This is a genomic window from Streptomyces sp. NBC_00258 (assembly GCF_036182465.1).
Lineage (GTDB): Bacteria > Actinomycetota > Actinomycetes > Streptomycetales > Streptomycetaceae > Streptomyces.
This window is the reverse complement of the sequence record NZ_CP108081.1, coordinates 5,652,282-5,668,422: the sequence shown is the minus strand read 5'-3', so window position 1 is coordinate 5,668,422 and position 16,141 is coordinate 5,652,282. Positions and strand designations below refer to the sequence as shown.

Below are 16,141 nucleotides of genomic sequence, written 5' to 3'. Positions count from 1 at the left end.
CTGCCGACAGGGCACACGACTGCCAATAGGCACAGGGCAGTTGATAGACACAGGTCTCCCACACGTCACTCGCTCCCCTCCCCTATCCTCAGGCGAACGCGCCGCCGGGGGAGAAGGAGCATGCATGGACGGGTTGGACCCGGCTGATCCGGGCTGGATCGGTGGATATCGACTGCTCGGCAGGCTCGGTGAGGGCGGCATGGGGCGGGTGTACCTGGCCCGTTCCGAGCGCGGCCGTACGGTCGCGGTCAAGGTCGTCAAGGAGGAGCTGGCCCGCACGCCGGACTTCAGACGGCGGTTCGCGCAGGAGGTGAAGGCGGCCCAGCGGGTCGGCGGCGAGTGGACGGCACCCGTGCTCGACGCCGACACCGAGGCGCCGACGCCCTGGGTCGCCACCGGCTACGTCGCCGGACCCTCGCTCGCCGAGGTGGTGGACAAGCAGTACGGGCCGCTGCCCCCGAACTCCGTGCGCGCGCTGGCGATCGGGCTCATCCGCGCGCTCCAGGCCATCCACGGCGCCGGGCTCGTGCACCGCGACCTCAAGCCCTCCAACGTGCTGGTGACGATCGACGGGCCCCGCGTCATCGACTTCGGCATCGCGCGCGCCCTCGACACGGCCGTGCAGTCCGCCGACGGACTCACCAGGACCGGGGCCCTCGTGGGGTCCCCGGGCTTCATGGCGCCCGAGCAGGTGCGCGGGGAGCGCGTGACGTTCGCGAGCGACGTCTTCTGCCTCGGTGCCCTGCTGGCGTACACCGTGACGGGGCGGCTGCCCTTCGGTACCGCCGAGGGCGGGATCCACTCGCTGCTCTTCCGCATCGCGGAGGAGGAGGCGGATCTCGAGGGGATACCCGAGTCGTGGCAGGGACTGATCGCGGCCTGTCTCGCGAAGGACCCCGCCCAACGTCCCTCACTGGAAACGCTGTTGGCGTCGGTCGAGGAGATGCCGGGCGCACCGGGCGGCAGAGAGGGCAGGGGCGGCGCGTGGCTGCCCGGCGAGGTGCTGGCGGAACTGGGCAGACACGCCGTACGCCTTCTGGACAGCGAGGACCCTCAGAGCCCCGTGCCGACGCCGGGTCCCGTGCCCGGTTCGAGCCCTCCTGTGCAGATACCGGGCCCCGCACCGGCATCGAGCCCCATACCGGGCTTCGGTCCTCCCCTCGCGTACTCCCCGACGGCGCCCTCGTGGCAGAGCCCGCCCCCCGGCAGCCTCCACCCGCAGAGCCCGCTCCCCGGCGGCTTCCACCCCCACAGCCCGCCCCCGGGTCATCTCCAGGCCCCGCACTTCTCCGCTCCCGCCCACGGCTCCCGTCCGATCACCCCTCGCTCGACCCGTGGGCTCTCGATCGCCCTGGCCATCCTGCTCGCCCTCTTCGTCGTGCCGCTGCTGCTGCGGACCGCCGTCCTCGCGGTGGCCTACTCCCGGCTCTCCGCGGCGGCCAGTACGTCCGCCACCGACCTCATCGAGGACTACAAGTACCTGAGCGTCGCGTCGCTGGGGACCGAGGTGCTCACCGTGTTCGTGGGCATCGCGGTGGTGATCGTGTGGGCGTTCTGGTTCCAGCGCAGCCGGTTCAACGCCGAGGCCTTCGAGCCGGGCCGCGTCCGCCACGCGTCCGGTATGGCGGCCGGTTCGTGGTTCATCCCGGTCGTCAACCTCTACATGCCCAAGCAGATCGGCAACGACATCTGGACGGCGACGACCGGCAGGCCGGCCGGCGCCGGACGGTGGCGCCTGCACATGTGGTGGTGGTTCTGGCTCGCCTACTTCCTGGCGTACGCGAACGACTCGTGGGCCAGCTGGTACGACAGGGACCTGGCCGTCGCGGCCACGGACACCATCGTCACCTCACAGGCGGCCAACTTCATCGGCATCGTGACCGCCGTACTGGCCATCCTCTTCGTGCGACGGCTCACGAACCTCCAGCAGGCCCGCATCGAAGGGGTGCCCGGCCCGCGGGAGGCCGCGACCGCGAGAATGTCGGCGGCCGAGGCGTGACGCGACGTGGGAAGGGCGACCGTTGATGCCGCCGCACACCGGCGAACCGGGGCCCGTCGGATCCATAGGCGGCTACGAGCTCGTCGACCGGTTGGGCAGCGGCGGCATGGGGTCGTGTACCTGGCGCGCTCGGTCTCGGGGCGGCAGGTCGCGGTCAAGGTCGTGCACGCGCAGTACGCGCTGGACGAGGAGTTCCGGGCCCGGTTCCGGCAGGAGGTCGCGGCGGCCCGCCGGGTGAGCGGGGCGTTCACCGCACCGGTGGTGGACGCCGACCCGGACGCCGAACTGCCCTGGATGGCGACCCTGTACGTGCCGGACCGAACGCTGTCCGAGAAGCTGGACAAGGAAGAGCCGTTGGGCTGGTGAAGGACGCGATAGTAGCCGTGGCAGGCGACACGGCCTTCTCCGTAAGCCCCGACCGCGCCCCATAGAGACGCGGCGGCGACACATGCGGCTCCACCGGGCCCCTTCAGGGGCGCGAGGAACTGCGCGACAGGCCACCGCGCACCCGCACCCGAAGCACCGAACCTCGGACGCCCCTTCAGGGGCGCGGGGAACTGCGCGACCAGCCCCCACCCACCCGCAGCCGACGACCGCCCCTCCGACGCCCCGCACCTACAGCCGAGCGCAGCTCACCCCGCCCCCGACCTACAGCCGAGCGCAGCTCACCCGCGGCCGAGGAACACCGGATTCGTGAACGCGGCCAAGGCGCCGGGCAACGGCCCGGCGGCAGCCTCATGCCGCACCTCCGCCCGCACATACGCCGCGTACTGCGCGGTCGTACGCCACTCCACCGTCCCGGCCCCGGACACGGGCAGGACCGCACTCGTGTACAGCACCCCCTGGTCCGTGACGAAGCGGACCGTGCAGCGCGGCACGCCCGAGGCCTCCAGGGTGACGGTGACGGGGTCGTCGCGGTCGACCTTCAACCGGCCCCCGATTCCCGCGTGTTCGCCCTTCGGACCGGTCGCGGAGAACGACAGCGACACCTTCTGCGACTCCGCGACGTACGAGCGGCCCGCCCGGATGCCCTCCTGGATCGCCTCGCGGGTCAGATCGTCGGCGAGGACGACGGTCTGCGGGGTGCCGATCGGATCGGGGTCGCGGTGGGCATCGCTGTTGCCCATGGCCGGAATCCAGTCCCGGCCGCCCCGCCCCTCACGCACGGAGGCGACCAGCATGCTGTCCCAGTCGGCCAGCGACACCTCGTCGTCGGGACCGAACGGGCCGTTCCACACCTCGACCGCGTCCGCCTCGCCGAAGCCGAACTTCCAGTTGCAGCCGACGCAGGTGGCGTGCGGATGGGCGGGCACGACCAGACCGCCGGCCTCGCGGATCCGGCGCGCGTACTTGCCGAAGCGGTTGTCGCGCGCCCGGTAGCGCCAGTCGACGAACGTCCCCGGGTCGGTGCCGAGCGCGACGACGTGACCGTTGCGCGTCGTCACCTCCTCGCCCAGCAGGATCAGCAGGTCGTCACCGGCCTCCGGGGCCCAATGGGCGTGCGCGGAGTGCGTGTTGTGCTCGGACGTGTTGATGAAGTCGAGGCCCGCCGCCCGCGCGAGGGCCGCGATCTCGGCCGGGGTGCGGCGGCCGTCGGAGTACCAGGAGTGCAGATGGCAGTCGCCCCGGTACCAGGCCCGCCCGCGGCCCTTGGCCCGCGACGGCGGGTACACCGGCTTCACGACCGTGCCGGGCTCGCCGTACGTCAGCGTGATGGTGACCTCGTACGGGAGTCCCTGCGGGGCCACCGTGTACGGGCCAAGGGCGATGTGCCACGTTCCCGCCCGGACCGGGCCCGGGATATAGCCCGGCGTGGCGTCGTCGGCGCGGATGAAGAACTCCGTGCGCGCCCCGCCCGACCAGCCGCGGAAGCCCTTGCCGCCCAGCTCGGTGCCGCGCTGGTCGAAGATGCCGATGTCGAGCGCGTTGCCCGCGGTGCCCGCCGGTACGGCAGGCTTCTCGTAGGTGTACGCGACCTTGATCTCCCGTACGCCGTCCGGGACTTCGACCGGCAGGTACACGAAGTCCGGCGAACCGGTGGGCAGGGTGCCGCGGACCGTCCGGGTCTCGGACGCGTGGGCCGCGTCGGCGGCCTCGCTCGGAAAGCTCACGCTTCCCAACGTAAGCGCGGCGGCGGCTCCCGTCACGAACAGCGCGCGTCTGCCGATGCCGTGGTCACCGCTGTGGTCGTCCTCGCACATGTCTGCTGCTCCCGGGTCTCGTGAGTGACTGAGTGGCATGTAGCGGTCAGGTGCTGCGGGGGTAGTACGACAACCCTGGTATTCAGCCGTGAACTGTGGTGCAAGGGAAGGGGATCGGCAGTTTTCGGGTATGGAGCACTCATAAGAAGCAATCGTGAGAAGCAGGCGGAATGCCGACTGGTCGGTATGGACAGTTGGGGCTCGTGCCGGTAGAGAGGTGCCATGCGCATCTCCGTGACGATCTTCCTCACCGACGAGACGATCACCCCCACGCTGCTCGCTCGTGAGCTGGAGGAGCGCGGCTTCGCCGGGCTCTATCTGCCCGAGCACACGCACATACCCGTGGAGCGCGTCACCCCGTACCCGGCGGGCGGTGAGCTGCCGCCCGAGTACGGCAGGACCCTCGACCCCTTCGTCGCCCTCGGCCAGGCGGCGGCGGTCGCCGAGTCGCTCGCGCTGGGCACCGGGATCACCCTCGTCGCCCAGCACGACCCGGTCGCCCTCGCCAAGCAGATCGCCACCCTCGACCACCTCTCCGGCGGCCGCTTCACCCTCGGTCTCGGTTTCGGCTGGAACGTCGAGGAGGCCGCCGACCACGGCGTCGACTGGCGTACGCGACGGGAGCTGGTCCGGGACCGGATGGCGCTGATGCGGGCGCTGTGGTCCGCCGAACCCGCGGGCTACGAGGGCGAGTTCGGCTCCGTACGGCCCAGCCACGCCCACCCCAAGCCCGTACAGAAGCCGCGCGGACCCGTCGTCGGGCCGCGCACGCTCGTCGGGGGAGCGGCCGGACCCAAGCTCTTCTCCCACATCAGCGAGTACACGGACGGCTGGATGCCGATCGGCGGCCGCGGTCTGACGGAGTCCGTCCCCGTGTTGCGGGCCGCCTGGGCCGAGGCCGGCCGCGACCCCGACACCCTCCAGGTCGTGCCGTACGCCGTGCTGCCCACGCCCGGCAAGCTCACGCACTACGCGGACCTCGGCATCGAGGAGGTCGTCCTCCAGCTGCCGCCCGCCGGCGAGACGGACGTACTGCGCGTACTGGACGAATACGCCAAGTACCTGTGAGCGGACTCGGGGAAGGTGCCCCTTCAGGGGCGCGGGGCTGCATCGATCTGCGGCTTCGCCGTGGGGCGCGACCAGCCCCCACGGACCGGCAGACGAAGCAGCGCACCCCAGCGGAGCGCCTGGTGCCTGATCAATGCGATCGTATGCTCGAAGGATGACGACTTCCGCGACCTCCGGAACCGGGCCCACCGCGAACGCCATGCGTCGCGCCCTCAAACGCGCCCGCGACGGCGTCGCCCTCGACGTCACCGAGGCGGCCGTGCTGCTCCAGGCACGCGGCGCCGACCTGGACGACCTGACCGCGTCCGCCGCCCGGGTGCGTGACGCGGGCCTGGACGCGGCGGGCCGCCCCGGCGTCATCACGTACTCGAAGAGCGTCTTCATCCCGCTCACCCGGCTCTGCCGGGACAAGTGCCACTACTGCACCTTCGTCACGGTCCCCGGCAAGCTCCGCCGGGCCGGGCACGGGATGTTCATGTCCCCGGACGAGGTCCTCGACATCGCCCGCAAGGGCGCCGAACTGGGCTGCAAGGAAGCCCTGATCACCCTCGGCGACAAGCCCGAGGACCGCTGGCCCGAGGCCCGCGAATGGCTCGACGCGCACGGCTACGACGACACGATCGCGTACGTACGGGCCATCTCGATCCGCATCCTGGAGGAGACGGGCCTGCTCCCGCACCTCAACCCGGGTGTCATGTCGTGGACCGACTTCCAGCGGCTCAAGCCCGTCGCGCCGAGCATGGGCATGATGCTGGAGACGACGGCGACACGGCTGTGGAGCGAGCCCGGCGGCCCGCACTACGGGTCGCCCGACAAGGAGCCCGCGGTCCGCCTGCGCGTCCTGGAGGACGCGGGCCGGTCCTCGGTCCCCTTCACCAGCGGTGTGCTGATCGGCATCGGCGAGACGTACGAGGAGCGTGCGGACTCCCTCTTCGCGCTGCGGCGGGTGTCGCGGTCCTACCACGGCATCCAGGAGCTGATCATCCAGAACTTCCGCGCCAAGCCGGACACGGCGATGCGCGGGATGCCGGACGCCGAGCTCGACGAACTGGTCGCGACGGTCGCCGTGGCCCGGCACATCATGGGCCCCTCCGCCTGCCTCCAGGCACCGCCGAACCTCGTGGACTCCGAGTACGGGCGGCTGATCGGCGCCGGTATCGACGACTGGGGCGGGGTCTCGCCGCTCACCATCGACCACGTCAACCCCGAGCGCCCCTGGCCGCAGATCGACCTGCTGCGCGAGCAGTCGGCGGAGGCGGGCTTCGAACTGCGCGAACGGCTGTGTGTGTACCCGGAGTTCGTACAGCGCGGCGAGCCGTGGCTGGACCCGCGGCTGCTCCCGCACGTACGGGCGCTCGCGGACCCGGAGACCGGCCTCGCCGTAGCCGACGCGGTCGTGGAGGGTCACCCGTGGCAGGAGCCCGAGGAGGCGTTCACGTCGTCGGGCCGTACGGATCTGCACACCACGATCGACACCGAGGGGCGCACGTCCGACCGGCGCGAGGACTACGACCACGTCTATGGCGACTGGGACGCCCTGCGGGAGGCCGCGGCGCCCGGGATGGTGCCCTCGCGGATCGACACGGACGTCCGGGCGGCGCTGGCGACGGCCGCCGACGACCCGACCCGACTCACCGACGACGAGGCGCTGGCGCTGCTGCACGCGGACGGACCGGCGCTGGACGCGCTCTGCCGTATCGCCGACGACGTCCGCAAGTCGGCGGTCGGCGACGACGTCACGTACATCGTCACGCGGAACATCAACTTCACCAACGTCTGCTACACCGGCTGCCGTTTCTGCGCCTTCGCCCAGCGGCGCACGGACGCCGACGCCTACACGCTCTCCCTGGACCAGGTCGCCGACCGTGCCGAGCAGGCGTGGGACCTCGGGGCCGTCGAGGTCTGCATGCAGGGCGGCATCCACCCGGACCTGCCGGGGACGGCCTACTTCGACATCGCCCGCGCGGTGAAGGAGCGGGTGCCCGGCATGCACGTCCACGCCTTCTCACCGATGGAGGTCGTGAACGGCGCGACCCGTACGGGTATGTCGATCCGCGAGTGGCTGACGGCGGCCAAGGAGGCCGGCCTCGACTCGATCCCCGGCACGGCCGCCGAGATCCTCGACGACGAGGTCCGCTGGGTCCTCACCAAGGGCAAGCTGCCCACGGCGACCTGGATCGAGGTGATCACCACCGCGCACGAACTGGGCATCCGGTCCTCGTCCACGATGATGTACGGACATGTGGACCAGCCCCGCCACTGGCTCGGCCACTTCCGGACGCTCTCCCGGATCCAGCAACAGACCGGCGGCTTCACGGAGTTCGTGACGCTCCCCTTCATTCACACGAACGCGCCGGTGTACCTGGCGGGGATCGCCCGCCCGGGCCCGACGACCCGGGACAACCGCGCGGTGATGGCGATGGCGCGGCTCCTCCTCCACCCCCACATCCCCAACATCCAGACCAGCTGGGTGAAGCTGGGGACGGAGGGCGCGGCGGAGATGCTCCGCTCCGGCGCCAACGACCTCGGCGGGACGCTGATGGAGGAGACGATCTCGCGGATGGCGGGCTCGTCGTACGGCTCGTACAAGTCCGTCAAGGAGCTGATCGCGGTGGCGGAGGCGGCGGGACGGCCGTCCCGGCCGCGCACCACGCTGTACGGCGAGGTGCCGGAGGAGCGGCAGCGGGCCGCGGCGGCCTCGGACGGGCACCTGCCGGAGCTGCTGCCCGTGCTGGAGTGACGGACGCCGGCGCGCGGGTTCCCGGGTGTGCGGGAGCGGGGCCCGGGGCGGGTGGGCGCGGATCGGCCGAGGGGCCCGTCGGAGTAGGATGATCCGACCCTCCGACGGGGTGAATCAGAGCTGAGGAGATGCGTGCGCGTGCCTGCCCGACGGCTTCCCTCGTGGGTCTGGGTCTCCGGTCTGACCGCGGCTGCTCTGGTGGCGGTGACGTTCCTGGCCGTCAAGGCCGACAAGGGCCCGCAGCCCACCGCCTCGGCCTCGCCGAAGCCCTCCGCCTCGGCTACCGCCAAGCCCTCCACCGGACCCGACGAGTCCAAGCCGGTCGCGGTGCCGGACGGCTCCGGCACCGGACGGCGCATCGTCTACTCCCTCGACCAGCGCCGCGTATGGCTCGTCGACGCGAGCGACGCGTCCCGGCGCAGCTTCAAGGTGTGGCCGGGGACGGTGAACCCGGAACCCGGCTCGTACACGGTCGGCACCCGGCGCGAGGCCAGTACGGGCAGCGACGGCGTGGAGATCGAGAACATCGTCTTCTTCGCCGTCAGCTCCGGCACCAACATCGCCTTCTCGAACGCCGTGGACGGCTCTTCCCCGCCGCCGGCCGCGTCCGGCGTACCGACCGGCGGAGTCCGGATGCGTGCCGCCGACGGCGACGCGGTCTGGAAGTTCGGCACGGCCGGGACGAAGGTCGCGGTCGTCGACTAGGACCGTGTCGACCCGGAGCGGGGCGATCAGGGCCGGGTCGATCGGACCGGGTCGATCAGGACTGTCCCGGCGCCTCGCCTACGGCAGTGCGCTGCTCTCGGGCGTGGCACCGACCTGGTCCGGAGCCTCCGACGGTTTGTCCGACGGCTCGAAGGACGGCGGGGCCTGTGTCGCCGACGGTTCGCGGCTGGGAGCCGTCGGCTCGGTCGCGGTTGTCGGGGCGAGGGAGCCGCCCGGGTCGCTGGGGACGGCGCTCGGTTCCGGGGTATCGGCACCGGGGCCGGCGGGCTCGGACGGCGGCGACGGGGTGGGCGCGGTCGAGGGGCTGCTCGCGGGCGGCGGGGCCATCGGCACCGTCGGGGAAACGGGTGTATCGGGTGAAGCCAGGCGGAACGGCAGCGCGATCAGGGCGGCGGCGACGCAGGACAGGCCGACCCCGGCCGCGGCGCGGAGCACCCGGCGGCGGGAGGCGTCGCGGCGGATCGCCTCGTATCCCCCCGGCGGCGGGGCGAGATAGCCCGAGGCGGGCCGCAGGATGACGGCGAGGGGGTCGTCGGGCTCCAGGTCCGGACCGTCCTCAGAGGGTGTGATCAACGCTTCTCCTCAGGTGGGCGCGGAGCATTTCTCGGGCGGCATGGAGGTCGGACTTGACGGTTCCTTCCTTGCGCCCGGTCAGCGCGGACACCTCCCGGATCGGCATGTCGGCGTAGTAGTGCAGCAGGATCGGTACGCGCAGTCGTTCCGGCAGAGCCTGCACGAGCAGGCGCACCGACGGGTCGGCCTGTTCGTTCTGCGGCCGGACGGCGACCTCGTCGCCGGCGCGGCGTACGGCTCTGCGCTCGCGCTCCATTTTGCGCCAGTGGTCCCGGACGAGGTTGGCGGCGGTGACGTAGAGGAACCCCCGGGGCTCCGCCACGTTCGTCCAGCGGGCCCAGAGCCGGGTGAAGGCCTCCGAGGCGATCTCGTGGGCCGTCTCGTCGTCGTCGACCAGGCGGCGGCACCAGCCGGCCAGGCGCGGGTAGAGGGCGGCGAACAGCTCGGACGCTGCCTTCTCGCGGGACCGTTTCAACGCTCTCCATGGTCGGGATGGACCCGTAGGAAGGATCCCGGGCCGTCGGCGTACCGTCCGTCGACGTACGGTGCCTCGGCCCAGGATCCTGGAGCTACGGGTTACGGGTTGTCGGAGCTCAGCGCGGCGAAGACGATCACGCTGTCGCGGTACCCGTCACCGGTGCGGGGGCCCCCGCACGTGATGAGACGCAGTTCGGGACTGCCCACGTTCCCGTAGACCTCCTTCGTCGGGAACTCCGCCTGCGCGACGGTCCGTACGTCGGTGACCGCGAACTCCGCCGCCCTGCCGTTCTCCAGGCGCGCCACGATCCGGTCGCCTCGGCGCAGCCGCGAGAGGTGATGGAAGACCCCGTCACCGTAGGAGCCGACCGTGACATGGCCGAGGATCACCGACGGGCCGACCTGGCCGGGCGTCGGTGAGTGCTCGTACCAGCCCGCCTTGTCGTCCGCCGCGATCGGGGGCACCTCCACGGTGCCGTCCGAGGCCAGCCCCAGCCGCATGACCGGGGTGTCGACCTGGATGGACGGGACCTGCAACCTGACCGGGACCGAACGTCCCAGGGCCTTCGCCGCCTTCGCGGGAGGTTGCGAGTTCCCGGTCTTTCCGGCTCCGGACCGGTCGTCCGTGGACCGGTCGGCCTGCTGGCCGTCGCAGCTCACGAGCAACGAGGCCAACGCCGCGGTGACGAACGCGCGCCGGGAGGGCGCGTGCCTGGAGGGCAGGGTCATTCCCCGGTCGCCCGCCGACGACGTACGACGAAGAACGCCGCCCCGCCCACGGCGAACGCGGCGGCGGCGCCCCCGGCGATCATCCCGCCGTCGGATCCGGACTTCGTCGACGTCGGCACCGAACCGGTGTCGGGCGCTCCGCTCGGTACGACGGAGACCTCGTCGCTCGGCGCCCTGGTCGGCTCGGCGCTCGGCGCCACCGTCGGCTCGGTGGCCTGGCTCGGTGCGGTGCTCGGCGCGGGCGTCGGTGCCGCCTCGGAGGGCGCCTGGCTCGGGGCGGGGGTGGACGCCTCGGTCGGGGTCGTCCCGTCGGCGAACGCGGGCACCGTGCTCGCCAGTACGGCGGTGCAGGCAAGTGCTATGGCGCTGAGGACAGTTCGGCGCATGAATCGCTCTCTTTCGTCGGCCCGCCCGCCCGGTGTCGCGGCGGACTGGGGTACGGATCGAGCGGAGAGACGAGACAGCGGTGAATCAGGTTGTAAAGAGATGGCAAAGTCATCGGGCGGTCGGTGTATCGGTCCACGCGTGGAGCTTGTCCGGGTTGACCACGAGCCACAGGTCGGTGATCAGGCCGTCGCGGATGTCGGCGGAGAGGACGGCGATGGTCGTGCCGGCGATACCGACCGTGACGCCGGGGGTGCCGTTGATGTCCTCCTCGACGAGTTCCACGTCCGGGTCCCTGCGCAGGAGGCCGAGGAGGAAGCGGGCCACCTTGTCCGCGCCGGTGACCGGGCGCAGCGCCGAGCGCACCTTGCCGCCTCCGTCGCTGCGCGACTCGACGGCGGGGTCCAGCAGGGCGACCAGCGTGTCGAGGTCACCGGTCTCGCACGCCTCGCGGAACGCGGAGACGACCTGCCGGTGTTCCGTCGTCGTACCGCCGACGGGCCGCCGCTCGGCGAGGCGGCGGCGGGCCGAGGAGGCGAGTTGGCGGCAGGCGGCGGGGGAGCGGCCCACCGTCTCGGCGATCTCGGTGAACGGCGTGCCGAAGACGTCGTGCAGGACGAAGGCGACGCGTTCCGCGGGCGTGACCGAGTCCAGGACCACGAGCATCCCCATGCTGACCGACTCGTCCAGCGTGATCCGGTCGGCGGGATCGTCCCCGCCCGTGCCGCTCGTTCGCCCCGCTCCGGCCGCGCTGGTCCAGGTGGTGCTTCCCCTGACCGGTTCGGGCAGCCACTCCCCGGTGTAGCGCTCCCGGCGGACCCGTGCGGAGGCGAGCTGGTCGAGGCAGATCCGTGAGGCGACCCGGGTCAGCCACGCCAGCGGGGTGACGATCGCCTGCTGCTGCGACTCGGACAGGGCGTACCAGCGGGCGTACGTCTCCTGTACGACGTCCTCGGCGTCCTGCACCGAACCGAGCATCCGGTAGCCGAGGTTGAGCAGCCGACGCCGCTCGGCCATGAGGGAACCGAGACCGCTCTGCTCGGAGCCGGGGCTCTGGGCGGAGCCGGGGCCGGTGTCCTGGTCGGAGTCGGGCGGGATGGGCATGGGCCGTTCAGCCGCCCTCTCCGGGGCGCCCGTCGTGTCCGTCGTGCGCGATGTGCCGGACGTTCTGGGTGAGCCACTCGTCGAAGGTCTGGGTGCCGCGGGACCCCGGTCCGGTCGGCAGGTTGCCGCCGCCCTTCATGGCCCGTCCGACGGCGCCGGGGAGTGTGACAGGCACCAGCAGCCGCCGTCGGCCCTCGGCGCGCAGCAACCTGCGCACCATGTCGACGAGTTCCTCGACCCGCGGCCCGGCGAGCTCCGGCGCCATGCCCTGGGGCGGACCGAGAACGAGCCGCACGAGATGCTGGGCGACCTCGCGGGCCGCCACCGGCTGCGTACGCATCCGGGGCATCATCGCGAGCGGGCCCGGCATCCGGTCGAGGACCTGTTGCGGGAACTCGTGGAACTGCGTGGCCCGCATGATCGTCCACGGCGTCGAGCCGTTCTTGGTGACGACCTCCTCCTGGCGCAGCTTCCCCCGGTAGTAGCCGAGGCCGACCCGTTCGAGGCCGACGATCGAGAGGAGCACGTGGTGTTGTACGCCGGCCCGGGCGCCGGCGCCCAGGAGGTTCCGGCCGGTGCTCTCGAAGAACCTGATCGCCTTCTTGGCGCTGGTGGTCTCCAGGTTGCAGACGTCGACGACGGCTTCCACGCCCGTCATGGCGGCGTCGAGTCCGGCGCCCGAGACGAGGTCCACACCGCGTGACCTGGCCAGTACCACCGGTTCGTGCCCGGCGGCGGCCAGTTCCTCGACCACATACCGCCCGACCAGCCCGGTCCCGCCCGCTACCGCGATCCGCATGACGGACCTCCCTCTTCCACCGTGTTCACGTCGGCCCTGCTCCTGTTCCTGTCCATCTTGATCCCGTACGTCATCATGTGTCCCTCTGCTGCCGGGGGAGCACCGGCACGAGGAGAAGGGCCGACGACAGCACCAGCACCGACAGCAGGACGACGTTGAGTACCTGGTCGCGCGTCCCGTACATACCGAGATGCTGCATGTGGTAGCCGAGGTGCAGCACGTTGAAGACCAGCCACACCGCACCCGTGGTCTGCACGAGCCGGGTGTTCCGTACGGAACCCAGGGTGATGGCCGTCAGGATCGCCAGCGCCAGGAACATGGCCCCGGCGTCCTTGGCGAGATGCTCGTTGTACGGGCCCAGCTGAGGCAGCCAGCTCAGCCCGAAGCCGGGAAAGCTCGCGTGCCACTCCCTCGGCGAGAAATAGGCCCAGGCGCCTGTGTACAGCGCGGTCACGGCCAGAAAGCCGAGGTTGGCGTACCGGATTTTCGTGTTCATGCCCCTATGACGAGACGGCACACGAAAACGTGAGCCGCACGGCGGGACGGGTCGGCACTGCGGGATCGGTCGGCACCACAGGACCGGCCTGCACCACAGGACCGGTCAGACGTCGCCCGGGTGCAGGCCGGCGTCGCGGGCGAGCAGCGCCGCCTGGACCCGGTTGTCGCAGTCGAGCTTGGTCAGGATGCGGCTGACGTACGTCTTCACGGTGGCCTCGCTCATGTGCAGCCGCCTGCCCGCGTCCGCGTTGGACAGGCCCTCCCCGAGCAGGGCGAGCACGTCGCGCTCCCGCGCCGTCAGCCCGCCGAGGCGGTTCCTGGCCTCCTCCGCGCGGGCGGTGGCCCCGGGGGAGGAGAGGGCGTCCACCACGTGCCGGGTGGCCGCCGGTGAGAGATAGGCGTTCCCGGCCGCGGCCGCCCGCACCGCGTGGATCAGCTCGTCGGGCGCGGAGTCCTTGAGCAGGAAGCCCGCGCCGCCGTGGCCGAGCGCACGCAGCACGTTGTCGCGCTCGCCGAACGTGGTGAGGATCAGCACGCGTACGTTCGGTGCGGCGCGGCCCAGTTCGGCCAGGGCCGTCAGCCCGTCCATCACGGGCATCTGGATGTCCAGCAGGGCCACGTCGACGGACGTGCTCCGGGCGTTCTCCACCGCCTCGCGGCCGTCACCCGCCTCGGCGACCACGTCGATGTCGTCGGCCGAGGTGAGGATCATTCTGATGCCGGCCCGGATGAGCGGCTCGTCGTCGGCGACGAGGACCCGGATCACACGGCCTCCTGCGCGGTGTCGGTCGGGAGCGGATGGCATGGCCTCGCCATCATGCCCTGATCCGGCCGGGTGCGTCGCGGAGACGGTGTGAGGAGCAACGGGCCGGGCCGTTTCGTGGCCGTGCGGTCACGTCCCGGTACGGGTCACTCCGCGGTCCTGCGGATCAGCTCTCATCCTTGAAGGTCTGCTTCTCGACCAGTTTTCCGTCGCGGAAACAGAACCTGAAGAGGGTCGTGGTGTCGTCGGGGTCGTCGGACGCGAAGTGGCGGCAGGTCGCGCCCTTGGGTATCTGTGGGCCCTGGTCCTCCCAGGCCGCGGTCATGATCGAGTCCTCGTCGGGCAGTTCGTCCTGCACGTCGGCCTCGGGATCGCCGACCTTCGCCGACTCGTAGACCCTCGGCGGGATCATGGCCTTGTCCACCTCGTCCATGAACGCACTCACCCCCCAGATTCCCAGGGCGACAATGCCCACGACGATGACGACGGCGGTGACGGCGCAGCCGATGGCCACGTTCTTCTTCCTGCTCATGGTGGCGGCGAACTCCCCTTGCGGATCGGACCGGTTGATGACCGCTCCACTGTTGTCCGCGGTGCCGGCGCCCGACTGCCCCACAAAGTCGTTGTGCGGGCCGACGGAGGTCGCGTTGTGGGGGTGGCGGGGCTGGGGTTCGCCGCCCTCGGTGCCGGTGCCGGTGGCGGCGCTGGTGCCCGCGCCCGCGCTGTAGGGCAGCATGCCCGCGATGCGGAAGCCGCCGTCCGCGGTGGGACCGGTGTGCACCATGCCACCGATGAGCCGGGCCCGCTCCTGAAGCCCTCTGAGCCCCTGGCCGCCGCTGATCACTGCCGGGGCGTCCGGTGCCCCGGCAGGCGCGGGCCCGTTGGCGACCTCGACCACCAGGCTGTCCGGTTCGTAGCGCAGGGCGAGGGTGATCGGGGCGCCCGGGGCGTGCTTGTGGGCATTGGTCAGGCCCTCCTGGGCTATGCGGTACGCCGTGTGGCCGGCGGCGGGCGCGAGCGCCCGGAAGGCGCCGGACCGGAGCAGTTCCACGGCCGCGCCCGCGGCCCGGGACGACTCGACAAGCCCGTCGATGGAGGCGACCGCGCGGGAGCCGGGACGCCGGTCGTCCGTGTCGTCGGGCTCGGTGCGGTCGACGTGCTCGGTGCGGTCGACGTGCTCGGTGGGTTCGGTGCGCTCTGTGTGTCCGGGCTCGGTGGTGCGCGCGTCGGGCCAGTTCCGGTTGTCGTCCCGTTCCTCGTGGAGGATGCCGACGGCCTCGCGCAGCTCGCCCATCGCGGTCACGGAGGCGTCCCGCAGGATCCGTACCCCTTCCCGCTGGCGGCCGGTCAGGTCCGGATCGACCTGCAGGGCGCCCGCGTGCACGGCGATCAGGGCGAGTTGGTGGCCGAGGCTGTCGTGCATGTCCCGGGCTATGCGGCCCCGCTCCAGCAGGCGCGCCTGCCGTGCCACCATCTCCTGCTCGCGCACGAGTTGGACGTTGTTCCGCTGCAGAGCGTCCAGCAGGGAGTGGCGCTGCGCGCGGTAGCGGGAGGCCAGCCCCGGCACGATCGACAGCGTGAGGAACAGTCCTGCGCTCAGCCCTCCCATGAAAGCCAGCGGCAGGTCGGAACCCGCGCTGAACACGCTGCGGAACGACACCGCGGCATGCAGTACGAACGCTGCGGCGAACGCGGCGACCACCCGCCAGGGCTTCATGATGCGGCTGCCCGCCGACCAGCTCGCGTAGATCAGCAGCGGCGCCGCGCCCACCAGCGCCCCGGCCGCGGCCGCCGAGACGAGCAGCACCGTCGCCGGCAGCGAGCGCCGGATCAGCGACAGCACGGCGACGCCCGCGACGACGACGAAGGTGCGTACCCCGAACCCGGCCCCCACGGCGTCGAACAGCCCCGCGAGCCCGGCGAGCACAACGGTGAGTACGGCCTCCCCGGCGATCCGCCCGCGACTCCAGGGCGACGCGGCGGCGAGCCGGCGTCGGAGCGGCAATGCGGTGCGGGCGGTCTTCGCTTCGTCCAGTTCCACGGCCCGACGATAGGCAGTGCCCGGGACCGCCCGCATCAT

The 16,141-nt window shown here is 71.8% G+C and carries 14 protein-coding genes and 1 pseudogene; 5 read left to right on the top strand and 10 right to left on the bottom strand.

Annotated features, from left to right (window positions below):
* Nucleotides 1-124 precede the first annotated feature (124 nt).
* Nucleotides 125-1,999 carry a protein kinase domain-containing protein gene (locus OG718_RS25080; protein ID WP_143639884.1) on the top strand — a complete coding sequence of 625 codons (1,875 nt, stop codon included), beginning with the start codon at nt 125-127 and terminating at the stop codon, nt 1,997-1,999.
* 25 nt (nt 2,000-2,024) lie between these two features.
* Nucleotides 2,025-2,356, top strand: a pseudogene (locus tag OG718_RS25075) (serine/threonine protein kinase); the annotation flags it as partial.
* A 308-nt stretch (nt 2,357-2,664) separates the two neighbouring features.
* Here the strand turns inward: OG718_RS25075 and OG718_RS25070 are convergent.
* Nucleotides 2,665-4,200 carry a CehA/McbA family metallohydrolase gene (locus OG718_RS25070; RefSeq protein WP_328845227.1) on the bottom strand — a complete coding sequence of 512 codons (1,536 nt, stop codon included), beginning with the start codon at nt 4,198-4,200 and terminating at the stop codon, nt 2,665-2,667.
* A 222-nt stretch (nt 4,201-4,422) separates the two neighbouring features.
* On the opposite strand from OG718_RS25070, the gene OG718_RS25065 reads away from it, so the two are divergent.
* From OG718_RS25065 to OG718_RS25055, 3 genes are all read left to right on the top strand, one after another.
* Entirely contained in the window at nt 4,423-5,268 is an 846-nt protein-coding gene (locus OG718_RS25065; RefSeq protein ID WP_328845226.1) for an LLM class F420-dependent oxidoreductase, read from the top strand.
* A 154-nt stretch (nt 5,269-5,422) separates the two neighbouring features.
* Nucleotides 5,423-8,008 (top strand): bifunctional FO biosynthesis protein CofGH, encoded by a 2,586-nt coding sequence (locus OG718_RS25060; RefSeq protein ID WP_328845225.1) that lies wholly within the window; start codon nt 5,423-5,425, stop codon nt 8,006-8,008.
* Between the two features lie 132 nt (nt 8,009-8,140).
* The gene (locus OG718_RS25055; protein WP_143639894.1) at nt 8,141-8,713 is read left to right on the top strand and encodes a hypothetical protein; all 573 of its coding nucleotides are present in this window, start codon (nt 8,141-8,143) and stop codon (nt 8,711-8,713) included.
* A gap of 78 nt (nt 8,714-8,791) precedes the next feature.
* Here OG718_RS25055 and OG718_RS25050 read toward each other — a convergent pair whose 3' ends face one another.
* The 9 genes from OG718_RS25050 to OG718_RS25010 all read right to left on the bottom strand — a co-directional run bounded on the left by OG718_RS25050 (nt 8,792) and on the right by OG718_RS25010 (nt 16,102).
* Complete coding sequence (locus OG718_RS25050; RefSeq protein WP_260695361.1) at nt 8,792-9,307, bottom strand: hypothetical protein; 516 nt, start codon at nt 9,305-9,307, stop codon at nt 8,792-8,794.
* Nucleotides 9,291-9,782 carry an RNA polymerase sigma factor gene (locus tag OG718_RS25045; protein ID WP_143639896.1) on the bottom strand — a complete coding sequence of 164 codons (492 nt, stop codon included), beginning with the start codon at nt 9,780-9,782 and terminating at the stop codon, nt 9,291-9,293. The genes OG718_RS25050 and OG718_RS25045 overlap by 17 nt, the downstream gene beginning before the upstream one ends.
* A 101-nt stretch (nt 9,783-9,883) precedes the next feature.
* Nucleotides 9,884-10,513, bottom strand: a complete 630-nt coding sequence (locus tag OG718_RS25040; protein WP_143639898.1) for a class F sortase — start codon at nt 10,511-10,513, stop codon at nt 9,884-9,886.
* Complete coding sequence (locus OG718_RS25035; RefSeq protein WP_328845224.1) at nt 10,510-10,899, bottom strand: sortase-dependent protein; 390 nt, start codon at nt 10,897-10,899, stop codon at nt 10,510-10,512. The genes OG718_RS25040 and OG718_RS25035 overlap by 4 nt, the downstream gene beginning before the upstream one ends.
* A 109-nt stretch (nt 10,900-11,008) precedes the next feature.
* Nucleotides 11,009-12,001, bottom strand: a complete 993-nt coding sequence (sigJ, locus tag OG718_RS25030) for an RNA polymerase sigma factor SigJ (protein WP_328845223.1) — start codon at nt 11,999-12,001, stop codon at nt 11,009-11,011.
* 7 nt (nt 12,002-12,008) lie between these two features.
* The gene (locus OG718_RS25025) at nt 12,009-12,800 is read right to left on the bottom strand and encodes an SDR family oxidoreductase (RefSeq protein ID WP_328845222.1); all 792 of its coding nucleotides are present in this window, start codon (nt 12,798-12,800) and stop codon (nt 12,009-12,011) included.
* Between the two features lie 73 nt (nt 12,801-12,873).
* Nucleotides 12,874-13,296 (bottom strand): hypothetical protein, encoded by a 423-nt coding sequence (locus OG718_RS25020; protein ID WP_143639906.1) that lies wholly within the window; start codon nt 13,294-13,296, stop codon nt 12,874-12,876.
* A 105-nt stretch (nt 13,297-13,401) separates the two neighbouring features.
* Nucleotides 13,402-14,064, bottom strand: coding sequence for a response regulator transcription factor (locus OG718_RS25015; RefSeq protein ID WP_143639908.1), 663 nt, complete (start codon nt 14,062-14,064; stop codon nt 13,402-13,404).
* Nucleotides 14,065-14,227: 163 nt separating this feature from the next.
* Nucleotides 14,228-16,102 (bottom strand): sensor histidine kinase, encoded by a 1,875-nt coding sequence (locus tag OG718_RS25010; protein ID WP_328845221.1) that lies wholly within the window; start codon nt 16,100-16,102, stop codon nt 14,228-14,230.
* Nucleotides 16,103-16,141 lie beyond the last annotated feature (39 nt).

What these genes read in the sequence shown, in the direction of transcription:
- OG718_RS25065 (WP_328845226.1), top strand. Translation starts at nt 4,423, where the DNA reads ATGCGCATCTCCGTGACGATCTTCCTCACCGACGAGACGATCACCCCC.
- OG718_RS25040 (WP_143639898.1), bottom strand. Translation starts at nt 10,513, where the DNA reads ATGACCCTGCCCTCCAGGCACGCGCCCTCCCGGCGCGCGTTCGTCACC.
- OG718_RS25060 (WP_328845225.1), top strand. Translation starts at nt 5,423, where the DNA reads ATGACGACTTCCGCGACCTCCGGAACCGGGCCCACCGCGAACGCCATG.
- OG718_RS25020 (WP_143639906.1), bottom strand. Translation starts at nt 13,296, where the DNA reads ATGAACACGAAAATCCGGTACGCCAACCTCGGCTTTCTGGCCGTGACC.
- OG718_RS25070 (WP_328845227.1), bottom strand. Translation starts at nt 4,200, where the DNA reads ATGTGCGAGGACGACCACAGCGGTGACCACGGCATCGGCAGACGCGCG.
- OG718_RS25035 (WP_328845224.1), bottom strand. Translation starts at nt 10,899, where the DNA reads ATGCGCCGAACTGTCCTCAGCGCCATAGCACTTGCCTGCACCGCCGTA.
- sigJ (WP_328845223.1), bottom strand. Translation starts at nt 12,001, where the DNA reads ATGCCCATCCCGCCCGACTCCGACCAGGACACCGGCCCCGGCTCCGCC.
- OG718_RS25080 (WP_143639884.1), top strand. Translation starts at nt 125, where the DNA reads ATGGACGGGTTGGACCCGGCTGATCCGGGCTGGATCGGTGGATATCGA.
- OG718_RS25025 (WP_328845222.1), bottom strand. Translation starts at nt 12,800, where the DNA reads ATGCGGATCGCGGTAGCGGGCGGGACCGGGCTGGTCGGGCGGTATGTG.